This window comes from Janthinobacterium sp. SUN118, assembly GCF_030397695.1.
GTDB lineage: Bacteria > Pseudomonadota > Gammaproteobacteria > Burkholderiales > Burkholderiaceae_D > Janthinobacterium.
The window spans coordinates 130,056-149,061 of the sequence record NZ_JAPUBV010000001.1; the positions used below are offsets into that span (position 1 = coordinate 130,056).

Genomic DNA, 19,006 nt, shown 5'->3' on the forward strand with positions numbered 1-19,006 from the left:
CGCGCAGGCGCGTAATCCGACGTTACCAGCGCCAACAATGTGTCGGATTACGGCCCGCAGGGCCTAATCTGACCTACCCAGCATTTACACGACCTTGCGTTCGCGCAAGCCGTCGATCTGGCCGCTGTCGAGGCCCAGCCACTGCTGCAGCACTTCCTGCGTATGCTGCCCCAGCAGCGGCGGCGGCAGGCGGTACTGTACCGGCGAACCCGACAGGCGCACGGGATTGGCCACCAGCGCCACCGTGCCCGCCGTCGGATGCGGCATCTCCACTTTCAAGCCACGCGCGATCACTTGCGGGTCGGCAAACACCTGGTCGATGCGGTTGACGGGGCCGCACGGCACGGCCTGCGCCTCGAAGGCGCTGATCCACTCTGCCGTGGTGCGCATGACGGTAGCCTGGCGCAGCAGGGGAATCAGGATGGCGCGGTGCGCCACGCGCTGCGGGTTGGTGGCGAAACGCGCATCCTGCGCCCATTCCGGATGGCCGACGATGGCGCAGAAGCGGGAAAACTGCCCGTCGTTGCCGATCGCCAGGATCATGTCGCCATCGGCCGTGGGAAAGTCCTGGTAGGGCACGATGTTCGGGTGCGAGTTGCCCATGCGCTGGGGCACTTTTCCCCCGCACAGGTAGTTGGCCGCCTGGTTGCCCAGCGCCGCCACCTGCACGTCGAGCAGGGCCAGGTCGATATGCTGGCCCAGGCCGGAACGCTCGCGCTCGGCCAGCGCGGCCTGCACGGCGATGGTGGCATACAGGCCCGTCATGATGTCGGTCTGCGCCACGCCCACTTTTTGCGGCCCGGCGCCCGGTTCGCCATCGGGCACGCCGGTGATGCTCATCAAGCCGCCCATGCCCTGGATCAGGAAGTCGTAGCCGGCGCGCGCCGCGTACGGTCCATCCTGGCCAAAGCCCGTGATCGAGCAGTAGACGAGGCGCGGGTTGAGGGCCAGGAGGCTGGCCGCGTCCAGGCCGTATTGCTTCAAGCCGTCCAATTTGAAATTTTCCAGCAGCACGTCGGCTTCTTGCGCCAGTCGGCGCACCAGGGCTTGCCCTTCAGGGGCCGCCAGGTCGATGCACAAGGAGCGCTTGTTGCGGTTGGCGCACTGGAAATAGGCGGCCTCGGCGGTGTCGCGGCCGTCCGCGTCCTTTACATACGGCGGACCCCACGAGCGCGTGTCGTCGCCGCGGCCCGGCTGTTCGACCTTGACGACGTCGGCACCGAGGTCGGCCAGCAGTTGCCCGGCCCACGGACCGGCCAGCACGCGCGACAGATCCAGCACGCGCAAACCGGTCAGCGGGGCGGGCCGCAGGGTGGAAGCGAGGCCTTCCATTAATTGAAGGCGGCGATGCCGGTGATGGCGCGGCCGATGATCAGCGCGTGCACGTCGTGCGTGCCTTCGTAGGTGTTGACCACTTCCAGGTTGACCAGGTGGCGGATGACGCCGAACTCGTCGGAAATGCCGTTGCCACCCATCATGTCGCGCGCCACGCGGGCGATGTCGAGCGCCTTGCCGCAGCTGTTGCGTTTCATGATCGAGGTGATTTCCACGGCAGGCGAACCTTCATCCTTCATGCGGCCCAGGCGCAGGCAGCCTTGCAAGCCCATGGTGATCTCCGTCAACATGTCGGCCAGTTTCTTTTGCACCAGCTGATTCGCGGCCAGCGGACGGCCGAATTGCTGGCGGTCCATCGTGTACTGGCGTGCCTTCAGGTAGCAGTCTTCGGCCGCGCCCAGCGCGCCCCAGGCGATGCCGTAGCGGGCGCTGTTCAGGCATGTAAACGGGCCTTTCAAGCCGCGCACGTCGGGGAAGGCGTTTTCTTCAGGGCAAAATACTTCATCCATGACGATTTCGCCGGTGATGCTGGTGCGCAAGCCCACCTTGCCGTGGATCTCGGGCGCCGACAGGCCTTTCCAGCCCTTTTCCAGCACGAAGCCGCGGATCGCGCCTTCATCGTCCTTGGCCCAGACGACGAAGACGTCGGCGATGGGACTGTTGGTGATCCACATCTTGGCGCCGGACAGGCTGTAGCCGCCCGCTACCTTGCGCGCGCGGGTGACCATGCTGCCCGGATCGGAGCCGTGGTTCGGCTCCGTCAGGCCGAAGCAGCCGATGTATTCGCCCGTCGCCAGCTTCGGCAGGTATTTCTGTTTCGTTTCCTCGTTGCCGAAGGCATTGATCGGCACCATCACCAGCGACGATTGCACGCTCATCATCGAGCGGTAGCCTGAATCGACGCGTTCGACTTCACGCGCGGCCAGGCCGTAGCATACGTAGTTCAGGCCGGCGCCGCCGTATTCCTCGGGAATGGTGGTGCCCAGCAAGCCCAGTTCGCCCATTTCGCGGAAGATGGCGGCGTCCGTGCGGCCATGGCGGAACGATTCGAGCACGCGCGGCACCAGGCTGCCCTGGCAATAGTCGCGGGCCGCTTCCAGCACGGCGCGTTCGTCGCCCGTCAGTTGTTCTTCCAGCAGCAGGGGGGAATTCCAGTCGAATACGGTTTTGCTCATCACAGGCCTCGCAGGTGAGCGCCGGTGATCGGCGCAAGATTGAATATGGCTCATGGTAGATTTTCAGCCAGCCTTGCGCAAACGATTTTTTCGCACCCAGACATGCGTGCTGCGCATATCTTGCGGCATACTTGAGGCTTCTTTCCAGCCCGCCTCCCCTCATGTCCAGAAAAATTCCCATGCTGCAAGCTTTAAACTGCTTCGAGGCCGCCGCGCGCCACCAGAGCTACACGCATGCGGCGCGCGAACTGTCGCTGACGCAAAGCGCCGTCTCGCGCCAGATTGCATCCCTGGAGAGTTTTCTCGGCGTGCAACTGTTCCAGCGCACGCGCCACGGCGTATTGCTGACTACGGCCGGCGCCTCGTATGCGCGGCAGATCGCCGCCCGCCTGGACGGCCTCGAGCGCGATACGCTCGATACCATGGCGCGCCAGGGCGGCGGCAGTACCTTGCAGCTGGCCTCGGTGCCCACGTTTGCCACGCGCTGGCTGATGCCGCGCCTGGGCAGTCTGGCCACCCGGCATCCCGATATCGTCGTGCATATCGATGCCTATACGAAACCGTTCATGTTTGCCGATACGGAATACGACGCCGCCCTGTATGCGGGCACGCCCGAGCAGCTGGCGCGCTGGCCCGGCACGCGCGCCACCTTGCTGATGCATGAGGAGATCGTGCCCGTCGCCAGTCCACGCCTGCTGTCGGCGCGCACCCATTGGCAGCCGCAGGATATCCTGGCTTTGACGCTATTGCAGCAAAGCACGCGGCCTGGCGCCTGGCGCCAGTGGTTTGACGCCATGCAGGTCGATGGGGAACTGGCGCGCTACGGGGCGCGCTATGAACTGTTTTCCATGCTGGCGATGGCGGCCGTGCAAGGGCAGGGCGTGGTCTTGCTGCCGCGCATGCTGGTCGAGGCGGAGCTGGCGCGCGGCGAGCTGCGCATCGTGTGCGAGCGCCCACTGCGCGGCCAGCGCGCGTATTACCTGATCACGCCCGAGGCTGCACATGAAAAAACGGCAATGCAGCAATTGCGGCTGTGGCTGCAGGACGAGGCGGCCTAGACGACTTTGGCGGTCTCGAAATGGGGATTGTCGATGAAACCGATCTGGTTGCCGAACGGGTCGAGCAATTCCACCGTGCGGATGCCGTCGCCCACGTCCGTGATCGGATGGTGCAAGGTGGCGCCCAGTGCGATGACGCGGTCGACTTCCTGCTCGATGCCTTCCACGCCCCAGTACGTCACGCTGCCCTGCGTGCCCGGTTCGCCGCCCGGCAGCAAGCCCAGCTCGAAGCCGCCGATGGCAAAACCCACATAAAACGGCTGGTCGAAATACGGTGCGGTGCCGAAAACCTGGCTGTACCAGGCCTTGGCCTTGTCCAGGTCCGGGACGGGATAGGTGACGGTGCGTAAGCCCTTGATCATGTTCTGCTCCTGGTGAATAAAGAATGACGTCATCATGCCACCGGCGTGCGCGCGGCGATTGTAAAAATGGAAGGTCTCAATGCCGGCGGTGCATGAACCATGCCTCGGGCGAGCTGTGGGCGAAATCCTGGAAGTCGTGGATCAGGTGCGATTGGTCGAAATAGCCATATTCCAGGGCAATTTGCGCCCAATCCGGCTGCCCGTGCAGATGTTTCAAGCCATGGCTGGCGGCACGGAAACGGCAGATGCGGGCAAACAATTTCGGGCTGATGCCGACCTGCTGGCGAAATTGCAGCGCCAGGTGCTGGCGCGACACGCCCAGCTGCGCGGCCAGGCCATCCACGCGCACCCTGCCTTGCGCGCCCTGGATGGCGGCCAGCGCATGCTCCGTCACGCCGGCCGGGCGCAGGCGCGCTCCCTGGCGCAGGCGCAGCAGCAGAAAATCTTGCAAAATAGCGACTCGCTGCGCATCGGACAATGGCTCGCTCCACAGCGCATCGCCCAGGCGCGCCGCCAGGTCGTGGCCCCACAGCTGCTGCAGATCCGTGCGGCCATCGTTGAGTTCGCACAAGGGCAGCTGGAAGAAGCGCGCCGCCGCGCCCGGCTTGAAACGGGCCGCCACCGTCTGCACCAGGCCATGGCTGACGACGTGTATCGGCGCCGTCATCATGCCGACGGCAAAGCTGGCGTCCTGCTGGTCCTGGCACAGAATATCGATGCAATTGTCCGGCAAGACCTGGTGCGTCAGGGGCGTGGCGCCCGCCTGCGCGCGGCAGGTCCAGACGCAGTCCAGCCAGGGCCGCAGGGCGGGGACGGGGGCAACTTCCTGATAGACGATCATGGCCGGCTTTGATGCAAAGAACAAGATTGCACATATATTACACAGCAATTACGCGGCGGTCCGCCGCATATTTATGCGCTGGCAAAAATATGCGGAAGCGGGCGGGCGCCGTGCCGCGCTATCGGGCGGCGACAACCAGTATAATGCTCGGTTCATATCCACTATTGGCCGCACATCATGCAAGATAAATATAGTCCCGCCGACGTCGAACAAGCCGCCCAATCGCACTGGAAGGCGATCGACGCCTATAAAGCCGTCGAACACGACCCGCGTTTCCCAAAAGGCAAGTATTTCGCTTGCTCGATGCTACCTTACCCTTCGGGCAAGCTGCACATGGGTCACGTGCGCAACTATACGATCAATGATGTGATGTACCGCTACCTGCGCATGAACGGCTATAACGTGCTCATGCCGATGGGCTGGGATGCGTTCGGCATGCCGGCGGAAAACGCGGCCATGGCCAACAACGTGCCGCCCGCGCAATGGACGTATTCGAACATCGCCCACATGAAGCAGCAGATGGAATCGATGGGCCTGGCCATCGACTGGTCGCGCGAGATGACCGCCTGCAAGCCCGAATACTACAAGTGGAACCAGTGGATGTTCCTGAAAATGCTGGAAAAAGGCATCATCTACAAGAAGACCGGTACCGTGAACTGGGACCCGATCGACCAGACCGTGCTGGCCAATGAGCAAGTGGTCGACGGCAAGGGCTGGCGTTCGGGCGCGCTGATCGAAAAGCGCGAAATTCCGATGTACTACGCGCGCATCACCGATTACGCGGAAGAACTGCTGGCCTATGTGGATGACAAGCTGCCGGGCTGGCCCGAGCGCGTGCGCACCATGCAGACCAACTGGATCGGCAAGTCGACGGGCGTGCGCTTCGCCTTCCCGCATGCAATCAAGGATGCCGAAGGCGCCCTGATCGGCGACGGCAAGCTGTATGTATTTACCACGCGTCCGGACACCGTCATGGGCGTGACTTTCTGCGCCGTGGCCGCCGAACATCCGCTGGCCATCCACGCCGCGCAAAGCAATCCTGCGCTGGCCGCCTTCAACGCCGAGTGCAAGCTCGGTTCCGTCATCGAGGCGGACATGGCGACGATGGAGAAGAAGGGCATGCCGACCGGCCTGTTCGTCACCCATCCGCTGACGGGCGCGCAAGTGGAAGTGTGGGTCGGCAACTACGTGCTGATCACCTACGGCGACGGCGCCGTGATGGGCGTGCCGGCGCACGATGAACGCGATTTCGGCTTTGCCAAGAAATACGACCTGCCGATCAAGCAAGTGATCGAAGTCAAGGGCCAGGAATTCTCGACCGACGCATGGCAGGAATCGTATGGCAGCAAGGAGGGCGTCTGCATCGCCTCCGGCAAATACGACGGCCTGCATTTCGCCTCCGCCGTCGACGCGGTGGCCGCCGACCTGGCCGAACTGGGCCTGGGCGAGAAGAAAACCACGTTCCGCCTGCGCGACTGGGGCATTTCGCGCCAGCGCTACTGGGGCACGCCGATCCCGATGATCCATTGCGCCGACTGCGGCGTGGTGCCGGTGCCGGAAAAAGACTTGCCGGTGGTGCTGCCGGAAGACTGCGTGCCGGACGGCACGGGCAATCCGCTGAACAAGTACGAAGCCTTCCTCAAGTGCGACTGCCCGCAGTGCGGCAAGCCGGCGCGCCGCGAGACGGACACCATGGATACCTTCGTCGATTCGTCGTGGTACTACATGCGCTATACCTCGCCTGGCTCGAACGACGCCATGGTCGACGCGCGCAACGATTACTGGATGCCGATGGACCAGTACATCGGCGGCATCGAACACGCCGTCATGCACTTGCTGTACGCGCGCTTCTGGACCAAGATCATGCGCGACTTCGGCCTGGTCAAGTTCGACGAGCCGTTCGTCAACCTGCTGACGCAAGGCATGGTGCTGAACGAAACCTACTTCCGCAAGGATGCGGCGGGCAAGACCACCTGGTTCAACCCGGACGACGTGCGCCTGTCGCTCGATGACAAGGGCCGTCCGCAAAGCGCCATCCTGGTGGCCGATGGCGCGCCGGTGGAAATCGGCGGCACGGAAAAAATGTCGAAGTCGAAGAACAACGGCATCGACCCGCAAGCGCAGATCGAGCAGTATGGCGCCGACACGGCCCGTCTGTTTACCATGTTCGCTTCGCCGCCGGAACAGACGCTGGAATGGTCGGGCAGCGGCGTCGAAGGCGCGAACCGCTTCCTGCGTCGCGTGTGGAACTTCGGCTACGCCCAGTCGGCAGGCATTCAGGCCGCGCTGGCCGCGGCGCCTGCGCCAGCGACGGGCGACGCGCAGAAAAACCTGCGCCGCGAACTGCACAAGCTGCTGCAGCAAGCCGATTACGACTTGAAGCGCATCCAGTACAACACCGTGGTGTCGGCCTGCATGAAGATGCTCAACACGCTGGAATCGGCCAAGCTTGATGACAGCGCGCAGTCGAAGGCCCTGATCGCCGAAGGTTTTTCCATCTTCCTGCGCCTGCTCAATCCTGTCGCGCCGCACATCACCCACGTGCTGTGGCAGGAACTGGGTTACGCCGGCGCGCATGGCGACCTGCTCAACGCGGCCTGGCCGCAAGTCGATCCGGCCGCGCTGGAACAGTCCGAGATCGAGATGATGATCCAGGTGAACGGCAAGCTGCGCGGCTCGATCACGGTGGCCAAGGATGCGGACAAGGCCAGCATCGAAGCGGCCGCGCTGGCGTGCGAGAGTGTGCAGAAGTACGTCGAGACCACGCCGAAGAAGATCATCGTCGTGCCAGGCAAGTTAATCAGCATCGTGGTGTAACTATGACAACCTCCTCTTCCGTATCGCCGTTCGGCGGGCGCGCCTGGCGCGCCATGCTGGCCATCGCCCTGACCATGCTGTTGTCGGCCTGCGGCTTTCACTTGCGTGGCTCGAACGGCAGTTTCATGCTGCCGTTCGCGACGATGAATATCGGCCTGCCCGAGACGTCGCCGCTGGCGATTGACCTGAAGCGCTACATCCGCGCCATCGGCAGCACGGAAGTGGTCGACACCCGGGACGGTGCCGACGCTTTCCTGGAAGTTCTCAGCGATCCGGAGAGGAACCGTACCAAGACCATCCTGTCCCTGAACAGCAACGGCCGCGTGCGCGAGTACCAGCTTGGGTACGCCATCAATTTCCGCGTGCTGGACAAGGCGGGCAACCAGTTGCTGGGACCAACGTCCATCAGCCTGGTGCGTCCCATCACCTTCAACGAATCGCAGGTGCTGGCCAAGGAAACGGAAGAAGCGCAGCTGTACCGCGACATGCGCAACGACATGGTGCAGCAGATCATGCGCCGCCTGGCCGCCATCAAGCCGGTGCTGCCGGCCATGTCGGTGGCGCCAGCGGTGCCCGTGACGCCAGTCGCGCCAGCTCCGCAGCAGTAACGGGGACGCCATGCAATTGCGGATAGACGCGCTCGACGGGCATGTGGCCAAGCCGCTGGCGCAACTGTATGTGATCACCAGCGACGAGCACCTGCTGGCGCTGGAGGCGGCCGACAAAATACGCCGGGCGGCGCGCGCGCAGGGTTATTCCGAACGCGACGTGCTGACGGTGGAGCGCAGCTTCAAATGGGGCGAGCTGCTGGCGGCCAACCAGGAGCTGTCGCTGTTCGGCGACAAGAAGCTGATCGAGCTGCGCATCCCTACCGGCAAGCCGGGCAAGGATGGCGGCGCGGCGCTGCAAAGCTACGCCAAGAATCTCAGTCCCGACAACCTGACCCTGATCACCCTGCCCAAGCTGGACTGGGCCACGCAAAAGGCGGCCTGGGTCGCCAGCCTGCAGCAGGCGGCCGTCTACATCGAGATTCCGAATGTGGAACGGGCGCAGTTGCCGGCGTGGATAGGCCAGCGCCTGGCCGCGCAGGGGCAGAGCGCCGAGCGCGCCAGCATCGACTTCATCGCCGAACGGGTGGAAGGCAATCTGCTGGCGGCGCACCAGGAAATCCAGAAACTGGGTTTGCTGCACGAAGCGGGCAAGCTGACGTATGAACAGGTGCAGGACGCGGTGCTGAACGTGGCCCGCTACGATGTCTTCAAGCTGTCCGAGGCCATGCTGGCCGGCGACCCGGCGCGCCTGGTGCGCATGCTCGAAGGCTTGAAGGGCGAGGGCGAGGCGCTGCCGCTGGTCTTGTGGGCCGTCTCCGAGGAAATCCGCACGCTGTTAAAATTGAAGGCCGGGATGGCGCAGGGACGTCCGCTGGGCGCGCTGCTGAAGGAATACCGCATCTGGGGCCCGCGCGAGCGGATGATGGAGCCGGCCCTGCGGCGCATTTCGCTGCCCGTGCTGGAAGCGGCGCTGCAGCAGGCGGCGCAGGTGGACAAGATGATCAAGGGCCTGCGCGCCAAGGGCTACGCGGGAGACGCCTGGGACGCCATGCTGCAACTGGGCCTGAAAATCGCCCGAGGCTAGGTTTTTACTATATGGATACGAGCATGGATATCACTGAATATATGCAGGACGTGGGCACGCGCGCGCGCATCGCTTCGCGCGCCATGGCGCGTGCCGACAGCGCCACGCGCAACCGCGCCCTGACGTTGATCGCAAAGGCCATCGTGCGCGATGCCGATCTGCTGCGTGCTGCCAACCAGCGCGACCTCGATGCGGCGGCCGCCGCCGGCCTGGCGCCGGCCATGCTCGATCGCCTGACCCTGTCCGACGCGGCCATTGCCACCATGGTCGAAGGCCTGACGCAGATCGTGTCGCTGGCCGATCCTATCGGTGAAATCTCGAACATGAAATTCCGTCCGACGGGCATCCAGGTGGGGCAGATGCGCGTGCCGCTGGGCGTCATCGGCATCATCTATGAAGCGCGTCCGAACGTGACGGTGGATGCGGCCGGCCTGTGCATCAAGAGCGGCAACGCGACGATTTTGCGCGGCGGCTCGGAAGCCATCCATTGCAACCGCGCCCTGGCCAAGCTGGTACAGGAGGGCCTGGCGGGCGCCGGCCTGCCTGCCGATGCGGTACAGGTGGTCGACACCACCGACCGCGCCGCCGTCGGCGCCCTCATCACCATGCCGCAATACGTGGACGTCATCGTGCCGCGCGGCGGCAAGGGCCTGATCGCGCGCCTGATGGAAGAAGCCACGGTGCCGATGATCAAGCACCTCGATGGCATCTGCCACGTCTACATCGACGCCAAGGCCGATATGCAGAAGGCGCTCGACATCGGTTTCAACGCGAAATGCCACCGCTACGGCACCTGCAACACCATGGAAACCCTGCTGGTGGCACGCGCCATCGCACCTGTCGTACTGCCGCAGCTGGCCGAACTGTATCTGACCAAGCAGGTCGAATTGCGCGCCGATCCCGAGGCGCATGCCATCCTGGCCGGCTACCCGCATCTGGTCGCCGCCACCGAGGAAGACTGGCGCACCGAGTACCTGGCGGCGATCCTGGCGGTGAAGGTGGTCGACGGCATCGACGAGGCGATGGATCACATCAGCCAGTATTCGTCGAAGCACACGGAAGCCATCATCACGGAAGACTACAGCGATGCGCTGCGCTTCCTGCGCGAGGTCGATTCCGCCTCCGTGATGGTGAACGCCTCCACGCGTTTCGCCGACGGTTTCGAATATGGCCTGGGCGCCGAGATCGGCATCTCGAATGACAAGCTGCATGCGCGCGGCCCGGTGGGACTGGAAGGTCTGACCTCGCTCAAATACGTGGTCTTCGGCCACGGCGAAGTACGTCAATAATGCTTCTTCGCGGGCCGCCCACGAGGCGGTCCGTTCTCTCACCCTTCGATATCTCTGACACTGGGAACCCCATGCTCTTTCTCTGGACCAAAGCATTCCACATCATCTTCGTCATGTCCTGGTTTGCCGGCCTGTTTTACCTGCCGCGCATTTTCGTCAACCTGGCGATGGAGACGGAAACGGTCGCCACCGAGCGCCTGCTGCTGATGGCGCGCAAGCTGTACCGCTTCATGTCCCTGCTGGCGCTGCCGGCCATGGTGCTGGGCCTGGCGTTGATGTGGATGCTGTACGGCGGGGGCGAAGGCCGCATGAAGATGCCGGGCTGGATGCATGCCAAGCTGACGTTCGTGGTGCTGCTGCTCGGCTATCACCACGCCTGCGGCTCCATTCTGCGCAAGTTCGAAAAAGGCCTCAACAAGCGCAGCCACACCTGGTTCCGCTGGTTTAATGAAGTGCCGGTGGTGATGCTGCTGGCCGTCGTCGTGCTGGTCGTGGTCAAGCCTTTCTAAGGGAGTCGAGATGAGTGCAAGCCAGAACAAGGTTGTCCAGTATTTCTTTGCTCCCCATTCGCCATGGACCTACCTGGGCCATGCGCGCCTGATGGCCATCGCCGCGAAGACCGGCGCGCAGATCGACGTGCGCCCCTTCGACCTGGGCAAGGTCTTCAGCGTTTCGGGTGGCTTGCCGCTGGCCAAGCGCGCGCCCCAGCGCCAGGCGTATCGCCTGAGCGAACTGGCGCGCTGGTCGGCTTTCCTGCAAGTGCCGCTGACCTTGCAGCCGAAGTTTTTCCCCGTCTCGCCGGAAGCGGCGGCCAAGCTGATCATCGCCACGCGCCTGGCGCATGGCGTGGAAGCGTCGCTGAAGCTGGCGCATGCCATCATGCGCGGCCTGTGGGCGGAGGAGCGCAATATCGGCGATGAAGATACCCTGGCGCAGATCGCCCTGGATGAGGGATTCGACGGCCGCCAGCTGCTGAAAACGGCGGAAACGGCCAGCGTGCAGGCGGAATATGACGCCAACACGGAAGCGGCCACCGCCGCCAGCGTCTTCGGCTCGCCGTGGTACATCGTCGATGGCGAAGGCTATTGGGGGCAGGACCGCCTCGATTTTGTCGAGCGGGCGCTGGAAGGACAGTAAGCTGGAAGGACAGCAAAGTAGCAGTAGTTTTTTTACATGGTATTAACGTAGTAAACAGCGTCTGTAATCTAGCGGGCGTTCAACACAATGGAATAAGGGTACACCAACCATGGCTTCATATTTTTGCCCATGCCCGCGCGGCATGGAAGCGGCGCTGGCCGAGGAACTGGGCGAGATCGCCCAGGATAGTTCGACCATGAAGGTCCACAACCAGGTGCCGGGCGGCGTACACTGCTCGGGCGACCTGCTCGATGCCTACCGCATCAACCTGCATTCGCGCATCGCTTCACGCGTGCTGATGCGCATGGCCCATTCCGGCTACAAGACGGAAAACGACATCTATGACCTGACCCTGGCGCAAGCCTGGGAAGACTGGTTCGGCGTGCACCACACGATCCGCGTCGACGTCACGGCCGTCAAATCGCCGCTGCGCAGCCTGGAATTCACCACGCTGAAGATCAAGGATGCGATCTGCGACCGTTTCCGCGACCAGTTCAACGAGCGTCCATCGGTCAATACCAAGACGCCGGACATGCGCATCGTCGGCTTCCTCGACGCGCATACTTTCACCGTCTACCTCGACACGTCGGGCGAAGCGCTGTTCAAGCGCGGCTGGCGCGAGGAGACGGGCGACGCGCCGCTGCGCGAAAACCTGGCCGCCGGCCTGCTGCGCGTGTCGGGCTGGAAGCCGGGCATGGTGCTGTTCGATCCGATGTGCGGTTCCGGCACCATCCTGGCCGAAGCGGCGCAGATGCTGCAAGGGATTCCGCCGGGCGCCTCGCGCCAGTTCGCATTTGAAAATTTCCACGACTTCGATCCGGCGCCGTGGAATGCCATGAAGAACGCCATCAAGGTCAATCCGCTGCCGGCGGAGCCGACGATTTTCGGCAGCGATATTTCGGGCGACATGGTGGCCATGACGCGCCACAACCTGCGTTGCGCCGGCGTGCGCTTCGAGGTGCCGCTGAAACAGATCGAGGCGCAGGAAGTCAAGCCGCCAAGCGACGTGCCGGGCATCATGCTGACCAATCCGCCATACGGCGAACGTATCGGCGTGCGCGGCGACAGCACCATTCCGGAAGACGAACTGTCGACCTCCTTCTATTCGGCCATGGGCACCACCCTGAAGCAGCGTTTTGCCGGCTGGACCGTGTTCCTCTTCACGGCCGACCTGGGCCTGCCCAAGCTGCTGCGCCTGAAGGAAGCGCGCAAGACGCCATTCTTCAACGGCGCGCTGGAATGCCGTTTGTTCCGCTTCGATATGGTCGCGGGCTACAACCGCCGCGAAGAAGCCAAGCCAAAAAATAACTGATCAAACCTGCTGCGCGTCGGGATAGGCAGCCTGTGATGCTCGCCGTACTGGTGTACGGCTGCGCTTCCCGGCCACCTCTCCCTTCCGCTCGCGACGGTTTGATCAGCTATTTTGCAGTCTGTAGACGTTTGTAGTAACGCAGTACCTCGCGCTGTCCGACGCCGGTCCGCGCGCCACTTTGGATCCGCCATGTTTCCCACCCCTCCGGCCAATGTGCCGCCCGATCCGGTCACGCCCGTGCCGCCTCCCACACCGAGCCACATGGCGCCTTTGAGCCGCGGCGCGCTGGCCATGATGCTGGCCGGCCTGTCGATGCTGGGACCACTATCGATCGACACCTATCTGCCCGCGTTCGGCGCGATCCAGGGCTCGCTGCAAGCTTCGCCGCTGGAAGTGCAGCAGTCGCTGACGTTCTACATGCTGGCCTTTGCCGGCATGGTGCTGTGGCATGGCGCGATATCGGATACCTTCGGCCGGCGCAACGTCATCCTCGTGTCGCTGCTGATGTTTGCCATCGGCTCGCTCGGCTGCGCCTCGGCGCACACGGTTCACTATCTGTGGTTCTTCCGCATCATGCAGGGCGTGTCGGCCGGCGCCGGCGTGGTGATCAGCCGCGCCATCATCCGCGACCTGTACGCCGATGCGGCGGCCGCGCGCCTGCTGTCGCTGGTGACGATGATCTTTTCCATCGCCCCGGCCGTGGCGCCCATTTTGGGCGGCTGGATCGTCATCTGGTTCGACTGGCGCTCGATCTTCCTGTTCCTCGCTTTCTACACGGTGATCCTGCTGGCGTTCTGCTACTGGCGCCTGCCCGAAACCCTGCCGGTGGAAAAGCGCCAGCCGTTCAATCCCCGCTTCCTGGCGTCGAGCTACGGCCAGATCCTGCGCTCGCCCCTGTTCCACATCAAGGCCGGCATCGTCGCCCTCAATTTCGCAGGCCTGTTCCTGTTCATCACGGCCGCGCCGGAAATGCTGCCCAAGCAACTGGGCCTGGGGCCGTCGCAATTCGGCTGGCTGTTCATTCCCTGCGTGAGCGGCATTTTCATGGGCGCCGCGGCGGCCAACCGCATCGCCGGCAAGGTGACGTTCGCGCGCCAGATCGGCATCGGCTTTGCCTTCCTGCTGTGCGCGGCCAGCGTCAATGTCGTGTACCACCTGTTCCTGCCGCCCTCGCTGCCATGGTCGGTGCTGCCGCTGTTTTTCTACACCTTCGGCATGTCGCTGGTGGGGCCGGGCGCGACCCTGCTGGCGCTGGACCTGTTCCCGCATATCCGCGGCACGGTCGCCTCGTGCCAGTCGTTCGCCAGCACCATGCTCGGCGCGGTGGTGGCCGGCGTGATCTCGCCCTTGTTGTCCGGCTCCGTGTTGTGGCTGGCCTCCGGGCAGCTGGCGTTTACGGCGCTGGCGCTGGCCCTGTGGCTGATTTCGCGGCGCTTCCGCCACCGTTTGCTAGGTTCCTTCAAGGCATAAGTTTCCACTGCAGAACGCTGGATTTATTTCAACTTAATTTTCTATATTGCAAGTAATATCCGGCGCTTATGATAAGATGACTTTTTTTCCCGGCATCCTCTCAGGCGACATTTTTTGGGTTACAGGAGTGGAGGATTCCTCTGACGTGGCCGCGCTTTGCTGCTGAGCGCGCTTCCTTTTCGAACCGGCAATGCCTGATACGATGCATCAATCTGATCAAGATATACGCAATCGCCTGCTGATTGCCCGTCTGCCGGCCATGCCGCAGATTCTCATCAAGCTGATCGCCCACCTGCAGGCCGACGACGCCGGCATGCCGGAACTGGCCGCCCTGATCGCCAAGGATGCGGGCATGACCAGCAAGATCCTCGGCGTGGCCAACAGCTCGGCGTATCACCGCCAGGGCCGGGTCGTCAGCCTGGAACAGTCGCTCGTCTCGCTGGGCACGGACATGATCAAGACCCTGGTCATCAGCGAATCCGTGTTCCAGACCTTCAGCAGCTTCCCCCATTCCGGCAGCACCGATTTGCGCGCGTTCTGGAAAAGTTCGCTGTCGGCCGCCGTCATGGCGCGTGCGCTGGCCAAGGCCATGGCCTATCCGCATGTCGAGGAAGCGTACCTGGCGGGCCTGCTGCACAATGTGGGCCGCCTGGCCCTGCTGGCCACGGCGCCGAAGGAATACGCGTTCAATTTCACGGCCCGCGACGATGCCGCCCTGTGCGCGGTGGAGCAGCGCACCCTGCAGATCACGCATGCCGAAGCGGGGGCCTGGCTGATCGAACGCTGGCACCTCGATTCCTTCCTGGCCGACAGCGTGCTGTATCACCATGAACCGCTGGCGCGCCTGGAGGCGAGCCATCCCCTGATCCGCATCGTGCGCCTGGCGCACCTGCTGTGCTGCCACGCCGGCGATGCGGAGTCGATCGCGCAGGCGGCGCGCCTGTGCGCGCTGGACGTCGAGGTGCTGGAGACCCTGGCCGGCAGCGTCGCGCGCCAGGTGGAACAGGCCGCGCAGCACCTGGGCATCGACCTGGCCGGCGCCGACGATATCGCCACGCCGCCGGCATTCGCGCCGCCTGCCGTCGATCCGGTGCAGCAGCGCCTGTCCGACGAAGTGCGCAATATGGTGCTGGTGTCCGAAGTGGGCCAGACTTTCGCGCGCCAGCAGGGCGAGACCAGCCTGCTGGAAGCCATCACGCGTTCGGCGCGCATCCTGTTCGACTTCGAGACTACCGTCATCCTGCTGCAAAACCCCACCGGCCATGCGCTGGTGGGCGTGGCGGCGGGAGAACAGCAGCACCGCCTGGCCGGTTTTTCCGTGCCGCTGGCAAAGGGCGGGCCGTTGGCCGCCTCGGCGCTCGAATGCAGCCTGGCCTTTCTGAAAGGCGACATGCCGGGCCTGGGCATCGTCGAGGAGCAGCTGTTCCGCATCCTTGGCACCGACAGCCTGGTCTGCCTGCCGCTGGTGGCGGGCCAGCGCAGCCTGGGCGTGCTGATTGGCGGCGTGGCGGCGTGGCAGATTCCCGCCTGTCAGAAGCGCGAGGGCTTCCTGCGCGCTTTCGGCAACCAGGCCGCGAGCGCGCTGGAAACGGCGATCAGCGCGCGCGGTTTGGCGCGGCGCCAGCTCGATCACGTGGCCGAGGAATACCGCGAAGCGTCGCGCCGCGTGGTGCATGAGGTGAACAACCCGCTGTCGATCATCAAGAACTACCTGAGCGTGCTCGATCACAAGCTCGAGAAGCAGGAGCCGGTGACGGGCGAGATGTCGATCCTGAACGAAGAGATCGACCGCGTCGGGCAGTTGATCAATGGCCTGGCTGACCTGCAGCCGGCGGTAGCCAGCGGCGTCACCGATTGCGCGCGCGTCGTCGACGATGTGCTGCGCCTGTTCCGCGCCACCGATTTCCTGCCGTCGAAAATCGAGGTGGTCACGCGCATGCAGGATGCGCCATGCGAGGTGGAGGCCGATGCCGACATGCTCAAGCAGATCCTGCTCAACCTGCTGAAAAATGCCGTCGAGGCCTTGCCGGACGGCGGCCGCATCGAAGTGGCGAACCGGGGCCATGTCAACCGCGACCGACGCCTGTACCTGGAACTGTGCGTCAGCGACAATGGCGCCGGCCTGGCGCCTGAGGTGCTGGCCAACCTGTTCTCGCCCGTGCGCAGCAGCAAGCCGGGCGCGCATCATGGCCTGGGCTTGTCCATCGTGCACGACCTGGTCACGCGCCTGCATGGCGTGATCGGCTGCCGCAGCGGCAAGGGCGGCACCTCGTTTGAAATCCTGCTGCCCCTGCCGCAGGCCGCCGCCGCTGCCACCGTTTCCGATGCCGTGCCCGCGCTCGGCAATACCGCTCTATCTTCGTAACGCCCATGAATTCCTCCGCCACTCCGCTTGACCTGGAAAATAGCCCGCGCATCCTGCTGGTCGACGACGAGCCCCGGCTGCTCGCCTCCCTGCATGAATTGCTGAAGGACCGTGGCTATCAGCTGTACACGGCCACCTGCGGCAGCGAAGCGCTGGCGCAATTGGCGAAACTGCGCTTCGACCTGATCCTGCTGGACCTGCGCCTGCCCGACATGAGCGGCCATGAAATCATGGACCACATCAACCGGCGCGGCATCGAGGGCGACGTCATCGTCATGAGCGGCGATGTCGGCATCGAGGCGGCCATCGGCGCCCTGAAGCGTGGCGCCTACGATTACCTGCGCAAGCCGTACAGCCGCGAGGAACTGCTCAAGACGGTGGAAAACGCGCTGCAAAAGCGCCGGCTGGCGCTGGAGAACGAACGCATCGCGCTGCAGCTGGAAAACTCGGAAAAGATGTACCGCTACCTGGTCGACAGCTCGCCCGACATCATCTATACGCTGAACCACGAAGGCCGCATCACCTTCATCAACGACCGCGTGCACCAGTTGCTGGGCTTTAGCCGCGAAGAGCTGATCGGCAGCCATTATTCCATCCTCGTGCACGACGAAGACCAGGAGCGGGCGCGCTATGCCTTCAACGAACGTCGCCTCGACGAGCGCGCCTCGCGCAATGTGGAACTGCGCCTGAAGTGCCACAGCGGCAGCGGCAACGACCGCACCTTCAACAATACCCTGATGACGATCCCGCTCAATTCGATCGGCGTGCACAGCCTCGATCACGAAGCGAAAAAGCAGGAATACTTCGGCACCTACGGCGTGGCGCGCGACATCACCGACCGCAAGCGCGCCGAGGAGGTGATCTCCTACCAGGCTTACCACGATATCCTGACGGATCTGCCGAACCGCATGCTGTTCAAGGATCGCCTGGGACTGGCCGTGATCCAGGCGCGCCGCAAGCTGACGGAGCTGGCCGTGATGTTCATCGACCTGGATCGCTTCAAGCTGGTCAACGATACCCTGGGCCACGTGAAGGGCGACGAATTGCTGCAGCAAGTGGCGCTGCGCCTGAAGGATTGCCTGCGCCGCGGCGATACGCTGGCGCGCCAGGGCGGCGATGAATTCACGATCGTGCTGCCGGAATTGCGCGACCGCCAGGATGCGCGCCTGATCGCCGACAAATTCCTCGAATGCCTGCACCAGCCGTTCGACCTTGACGGCAACCAGGTGCATATCTCGGCCTCGATCGGCATCGCCATCTACCCGGGCGACGGCGAGACCATCGACGAACTGCTGCGCCATGCCGACATCGCCATGTACCAGGTCAAGGCGCTGGGCAAGAACGGCCACAGTTTTTATCACGAGTCGATGCTCGACGTGTCGCACCAGAAGATCGCGCTTGAGCAAAGCCTGCGCAAGGCGCTGGAGCTGAACCAGCTGGAAATGTATTACCAGCCGCAGGTGGACGTGACGACGGGCCGCATCGTCGGCGCGGAGGGGTTGATGCGCTGGAACCACCCGCAGCGCGGGCTGCTGACGGCTGGCGAATTCCTGCCGTTCGCGGAAGAAAACGGCCTGATGCTGCCGATCTCGGACTGGATGCTGGGCGCGCTGTGCCGCGACCTGCTGCAATGGAATGCGGCCGGCGGCGAAGCCGTGCGCCTGTCGCTGAACCTGTCGCCGCAATACCTGGACCGGGGCGACTTTTTCGAGAAGATGCGCGGCGCGCTGACGCGCTACGGCATCGCGCCGGAAAAGATCGAAGTGGAAATCACGGAAAACATCTGCATCCGCAATCCGCAGTATGCGATCGAGCAGTTGAACAAGCTGTGCCAGCTGGGCGTGTCGGTGGCCATCGACGATTTCGGCACCGGCTATTCGTCGCTGTCGTACCTGCACCGCTTTCCTATCCACACGATCAAGATCGACCAGTCGTTTGTGAAGGAAATCCACGACGAGCACGGGCATTATCCCGTCATCCTGGCCATCATCTCGATCGCGCGCGGCCTGGGCCTGCACCTGATCGCCGAGGGCGTGGAAACGGAAGGGCAGGCGCGCTACCTGCAAGACAAGGGCTGCACCACGATGCAGGGCTATCTGTATCACCGGCCCATTTCGCTGGGCAGCTTCATCGCCGTGCTGCAGGAGCAGAACCGCCTGATCGCCGATGGCGTGCCGGCGGTGCCGCAGACGCTTGCCGTCGAGGCCTGA

Annotated in this window: 15 protein-coding genes; 11 read left to right on the plus strand and 4 right to left on the minus strand. The window is 63.8% G+C overall.

Annotated features, from left to right (window positions below):
- Positions 1-84: 84 nt before the first annotated feature.
- Complete coding sequence (locus tag O0880_RS00590; RefSeq protein WP_071321755.1) at positions 85-1,332, minus strand: CaiB/BaiF CoA-transferase family protein; 1,248 nt, start codon at positions 1,330-1,332, stop codon at positions 85-87.
- The gene (locus tag O0880_RS00595; RefSeq protein WP_289884512.1) at positions 1,332-2,510 is read right to left on the minus strand and encodes an acyl-CoA dehydrogenase; all 1,179 of its coding nucleotides are present in this window, start codon (positions 2,508-2,510) and stop codon (positions 1,332-1,334) included. Before O0880_RS00595 ends, O0880_RS00590 begins: the two co-directional genes overlap by 1 nt.
- A 161-nt stretch (positions 2,511-2,671) precedes the next feature.
- On the opposite strand from O0880_RS00595, the gene O0880_RS00600 reads away from it, so the two are divergent.
- Positions 2,672-3,568 carry a LysR substrate-binding domain-containing protein gene (locus O0880_RS00600; protein ID WP_289884513.1) on the plus strand — a complete coding sequence of 299 codons (897 nt, stop codon included), beginning with the start codon at positions 2,672-2,674 and terminating at the stop codon, positions 3,566-3,568.
- Here O0880_RS00600 and O0880_RS00605 read toward each other — a convergent pair.
- Positions 3,565-3,930, minus strand: a complete 366-nt coding sequence (locus tag O0880_RS00605; RefSeq protein WP_071326169.1) for a glyoxalase/bleomycin resistance/extradiol dioxygenase family protein — start codon at positions 3,928-3,930, stop codon at positions 3,565-3,567. The two genes, O0880_RS00600 and O0880_RS00605, sit on opposite strands and share 4 nt — an antisense overlap.
- 76 nt (positions 3,931-4,006) lie before the next feature.
- On the minus strand, positions 4,007-4,771 hold the full coding sequence (locus O0880_RS00610; protein WP_289884515.1) for a helix-turn-helix domain-containing protein: 765 nt from the start codon (positions 4,769-4,771) through the stop codon (positions 4,007-4,009).
- Positions 4,772-4,948: 177 nt separating this feature from the next.
- On the opposite strand from O0880_RS00610, the gene leuS reads away from it, so the two are divergent.
- The 10 genes from leuS (at position 4,949) to O0880_RS00660 (ending at position 19,006) form a co-directional block, all read left to right on the plus strand.
- Positions 4,949-7,588, plus strand: a complete 2,640-nt coding sequence (gene leuS, locus O0880_RS00615) for a leucine--tRNA ligase (protein WP_289884517.1) — start codon at positions 4,949-4,951, stop codon at positions 7,586-7,588.
- A gap of 2 nt (positions 7,589-7,590) precedes the next feature.
- Positions 7,591-8,196, plus strand: a complete 606-nt coding sequence (lptE, locus tag O0880_RS00620) for an LPS assembly lipoprotein LptE (RefSeq protein WP_289884518.1) — start codon at positions 7,591-7,593, stop codon at positions 8,194-8,196.
- A 10-nt stretch (positions 8,197-8,206) separates the two neighbouring features.
- Complete coding sequence (gene holA, locus O0880_RS00625) at positions 8,207-9,223, plus strand: DNA polymerase III subunit delta (protein ID WP_071321760.1); 1,017 nt, start codon at positions 8,207-8,209, stop codon at positions 9,221-9,223.
- 23 nt (positions 9,224-9,246) lie between these two features.
- A complete protein-coding gene (locus tag O0880_RS00630) occupies positions 9,247-10,512 on the plus strand; it encodes a glutamate-5-semialdehyde dehydrogenase (protein ID WP_289884521.1) in 1,266 nt (421 codons plus the stop codon).
- Between the two features lie 71 nt (positions 10,513-10,583).
- Positions 10,584-11,021 (plus strand): CopD family protein, encoded by a 438-nt coding sequence (locus tag O0880_RS00635; protein ID WP_034745744.1) that lies wholly within the window; start codon positions 10,584-10,586, stop codon positions 11,019-11,021.
- A gap of 10 nt (positions 11,022-11,031) precedes the next feature.
- Entirely contained in the window at positions 11,032-11,649 is a 618-nt protein-coding gene (locus O0880_RS00640; RefSeq protein ID WP_289884530.1) for a 2-hydroxychromene-2-carboxylate isomerase, read from the plus strand.
- 142 nt (positions 11,650-11,791) lie between these two features.
- Entirely contained in the window at positions 11,792-12,961 is a 1,170-nt protein-coding gene (locus O0880_RS00645; protein WP_071321762.1) for a class I SAM-dependent RNA methyltransferase, read from the plus strand.
- A gap of 189 nt (positions 12,962-13,150) precedes the next feature.
- Positions 13,151-14,431, plus strand: a complete 1,281-nt coding sequence (locus O0880_RS00650) for a multidrug effflux MFS transporter (protein WP_198043851.1) — start codon at positions 13,151-13,153, stop codon at positions 14,429-14,431.
- A 259-nt stretch (positions 14,432-14,690) separates the two neighbouring features.
- The gene (locus O0880_RS00655; protein ID WP_232251022.1) at positions 14,691-16,796 is read left to right on the plus strand and encodes an HDOD domain-containing protein; all 2,106 of its coding nucleotides are present in this window, start codon (positions 14,691-14,693) and stop codon (positions 16,794-16,796) included.
- Positions 16,797-16,801: 5 nt separating this feature from the next.
- Positions 16,802-19,006, plus strand: coding sequence for an EAL domain-containing protein (locus tag O0880_RS00660; RefSeq protein WP_071321765.1), 2,205 nt, complete (start codon positions 16,802-16,804; stop codon positions 19,004-19,006).

Coding starts and splice junctions, on each gene's coding strand:
- O0880_RS00590 (WP_071321755.1), bottom strand. CDS start 1,332: ATGGAAGGCCTCGCTTCCACCCTGCGGCCCGCCCCGCTGACCGGTTTG.
- O0880_RS00595 (WP_289884512.1), bottom strand. CDS start 2,510: ATGAGCAAAACCGTATTCGACTGGAATTCCCCCCTGCTGCTGGAAGAA.
- O0880_RS00600 (WP_289884513.1), top strand. CDS start 2,672: ATGTCCAGAAAAATTCCCATGCTGCAAGCTTTAAACTGCTTCGAGGCC.
- O0880_RS00605 (WP_071326169.1), bottom strand. CDS start 3,930: ATGATCAAGGGCTTACGCACCGTCACCTATCCCGTCCCGGACCTGGAC.
- O0880_RS00610 (WP_289884515.1), bottom strand. CDS start 4,771: ATGATCGTCTATCAGGAAGTTGCCCCCGTCCCCGCCCTGCGGCCCTGG.
- leuS (WP_289884517.1), top strand. CDS start 4,949: ATGCAAGATAAATATAGTCCCGCCGACGTCGAACAAGCCGCCCAATCG.
- lptE (WP_289884518.1), top strand. CDS start 7,591: ATGACAACCTCCTCTTCCGTATCGCCGTTCGGCGGGCGCGCCTGGCGC.
- holA (WP_071321760.1), top strand. CDS start 8,207: ATGCAATTGCGGATAGACGCGCTCGACGGGCATGTGGCCAAGCCGCTG.
- O0880_RS00630 (WP_289884521.1), top strand. CDS start 9,247: ATGGATATCACTGAATATATGCAGGACGTGGGCACGCGCGCGCGCATC.
- O0880_RS00635 (WP_034745744.1), top strand. CDS start 10,584: ATGCTCTTTCTCTGGACCAAAGCATTCCACATCATCTTCGTCATGTCC.
- O0880_RS00640 (WP_289884530.1), top strand. CDS start 11,032: ATGAGTGCAAGCCAGAACAAGGTTGTCCAGTATTTCTTTGCTCCCCAT.
- O0880_RS00645 (WP_071321762.1), top strand. CDS start 11,792: ATGGAAGCGGCGCTGGCCGAGGAACTGGGCGAGATCGCCCAGGATAGT.
- O0880_RS00650 (WP_198043851.1), top strand. CDS start 13,151: ATGTTTCCCACCCCTCCGGCCAATGTGCCGCCCGATCCGGTCACGCCC.
- O0880_RS00655 (WP_232251022.1), top strand. CDS start 14,691: ATGCCGCAGATTCTCATCAAGCTGATCGCCCACCTGCAGGCCGACGAC.
- O0880_RS00660 (WP_071321765.1), top strand. CDS start 16,802: ATGAATTCCTCCGCCACTCCGCTTGACCTGGAAAATAGCCCGCGCATC.